1 rRNA gene is annotated in these 3,101 nt (G+C 50.0%); it reads left to right on the forward strand.

The window, feature by feature from the left end:
• Positions 1 to 161: 161 nt before the first annotated feature.
• Positions 162 to 3,057: ribosomal RNA gene (locus JCM15074_RS20110) — 23S ribosomal RNA — on the forward strand.
• The last annotated feature ends 44 nt before the right edge of the window (positions 3,058 to 3,101 follow it).

The following is a 3,101-nucleotide window of genomic DNA, read 5'->3' on the forward strand; positions in this document are numbered from 1 at the left end:
CTTTAACAATTTGGAAAGCTGATAGTATTTCTTCGAAAGAAGAATACAAAAATGAGTTCTCAAAACATTCAATTGAGTGTCTTGAAATATTCTCAAACTAAGGCGAAAAGTAAAAACCGTTAGTTGCAATGCAGCTCAGATGAAACTCATTTGGGTTGTATGGTTAAGTGACTAAGCGTATACGGTGGATGCCTTGGCAGTCAGAGGCGATGAAGGACGTAGTAACTTGCGAAAAGCGTTGGCGAGCTAGTAACAAGCATTTGAGCTAACGATGTCCGAATGGGGAAACCCACTCACATAAGTGAGTATCACATACTGAATACATAGGTATGTGAGGCGAACCCGGGGAACTGAAACATCTAAGTACCCGGAGGAAAAGAAATCAACCGAGATTCCCCTAGTAGCGGCGAGCGAACGGGGATTAGCCTTAAGTCAGTGGGGTGTTAGTGGAACGGTCTGGAAAGTCCGACGATACAGGGTGATAGTCCCGTACATGAAAACTAACCATTGATGAAAACGAGTAAGACGGGACACGTGGTATCCTGTTTGAATATGGGGGGACCATCCTCCAAGGCTAAATACTCCTGACTGACCGATAGTGAACCAGTACCGTGAGGGAAAGGCGAAAAGAACCCCTGTGAGGGGAGTGAAATAGAACCTGAAACCGTATACGTACAAGCAGTGGGAGCGGTTCTTGAGACCGTGACTGCGTACCTTTTGTATAATGGGTCAGCGACTTACATTTTGTAGCGAGGTTAAGCGAATAGCGGAGCCGTAGGGAAACCGAGTGTTAACTGCGCGAATAGTTGCAAGGTGTAGACCCGAAACCCGGTGATCTAGCCATGGGCAGGTTGAAGGTTGAGTAACATCAACTGGAGGACCGAACCGACTAATGTTGAAAAATTAGCGGATGACTTGTGGCTGGGGGTGAAAGGCCAATCAAACCGGGAGATATCTGGTTCTCCTCGAAAGCTATTTAGGTAGCGCCTCGAGCGAATACCATTGGGGGTAGAGCACTGTTAAGGCTAGGGGGTCATCCCGACTTACCAACCCTTTGCAAACTCCGAATACCAATGAGTACTACTCGGGAGACACACGGCGGGTGCTAACGTCCGTCGTGAAAAGGGAAACAACCCAGACCGTCAGCTAAGGTCCCAAAGTTATTGCTAAGTGGGAAACGATGTGGGAAGGCTTAGACAGCTAGGATGTTGGCTTAGAAGCAGCCATCATTTAAAGAAAGCGTAATAGCTCACTAGTCGAGTCGGCCTGCGCGGAAGATGTAACGGGGCTAAGCAATACACCGAAGCTACGGGTACTAGTGTTTACACTAGTGCGGTAGAGGAGCGTTCTGTAAGCCGTTGAAGGTGAAGGGGTAACCCACGCTGGAGGTATCAGAAGTGCGAATGCTGACATGAGTAACGATAAAGGGGGTGAAAAACCCCCTCGCCGAAAGACCAAGGGTTCCTGTCCAATGTTAATCAGGGCAGGGTGAGTCGACCCCTAAGGCGAGGCCGAAAGGCGTAGTCGATGGGAAACGGGTTAATATTCCCGTACTTCTGCTAACTGCGATGGAGAGACGGAGAAGGCTAGGCTAGCGCGGCGTTGGTAGTCCGCGTTTAAGGTGGTAGGCAGTAAACTTAGGCAAATCCGGGTTTACATATGCTGAGAGCTGATGACGAGTCACTAAGGTGATGAAGTAGTTGATGCCATGCTTCCAGGAAAATCTTCTAAGCTTCAGGTTAGTAGGAATCGTACCCCAAACCGACACAGGTGGTTGGGTAGAGAATACCAAGGCGCTTGAGAGAACTCGGCTGAAGGAACTAGGCAAAATGGTACCGTAACTTCGGGAGAAGGTACGCTCCTGTTGGTGATGAGACTTGCTCTCTAAGCTGACGGGAGTCGCAGATACCAGGTGGCTGCAACTGTTTATCAAAAACACAGCACTGTGCAAACTCGCAAGAGGAAGTATACGGTGTGACGCCTGCCCGGTGCCGGAAGGTTAATTGATTGGGTTATCCCTTGTGGAGAAGCTCATGATCGAAGCCCCGGTAAACGGCGGCCGTAACTATAACGGTCCTAAGGTAGCGAAATTCCTTGTCGGGTAAGTTCCGACCTGCACGAATGGCGTAATGATGGCCACGCTGTCTCCAGCCGAGACTCAGTGAAGTTGAAATTGCGGTGAAGATGCCGTATACCCGCGGCTAGACGGAAAGACCCCGTGAACCTTTACTATAGCTTGGCACTGAACATTGACCCTACATGTGTAGGATAGGTGGGAGCCTTTGAAGCGAGAACGCCAGTTCTTGTGGAGGCAATCTTGAAATACCACCCTTGTAGTGTTGATGTTCTAACTCTGGCCCCTGAATCGGGGTTGAGGACAGTGCCTGGTGGGTAGTTTGACTGGGGCGGTCTCCTCCCAAAGAGTAACGGAGGAGCACGAAGGTTGGCTAAGTACGGTCGGACATCGTACGGTTAGTGCAATGGCATAAGCCAGCTTAACTGCGAGACATACACGTCGAGCAGGTACGAAAGTAGGTCATAGTGATCCGGTGGTTCTGAATGGAAGGGCCATCGCTCAACGGATAAAAGGTACTCCGGGGATAACAGGCTGATACCGCCCAAGAGTTCATATCGACGGCGGTGTTTGGCACCTCGATGTCGGCTCATCACATCCTGGGGCTGAAGTCGGTCCCAAGGGTATGGCTGTTCGCCATTTAAAGTGGTACGCGAGCTGGGTTCAGAACGTCGTGAGACAGTTCGGTCCCTATCTGCCGTGGGCGTTGGATGATTGAGGGGAGCTGCTCCTAGTACGAGAGGACCGGAGTGGACGAACCGCTGGTGTTCGGGTTGTCATGCCAATGGCATTGCCCGGTAGCTACGTTCGGAATCGATAACCGCTGAAAGCATCTAAGCGGGAAGCGAGCCCCAAGATGAGTCATCCCTAGGAATTTAATTCCTCTAAAGAGCCGTTCGAGACTAGGACGTTGATAGGCAAGGTGTGTAAGCGTTGTGAGGCGTTGAGCTAACTTGTACTAATGACTCGAGAGGCTTAACCATACAACCCTAATGGGTTTTACTGAACTTAGTTCAGAATATTAAAG

The sequence above is a fragment of the Shewanella marina JCM 15074 genome (assembly GCF_000614975.1).
GTDB lineage: Bacteria > Pseudomonadota > Gammaproteobacteria > Enterobacterales > Shewanellaceae > Shewanella > Shewanella marina.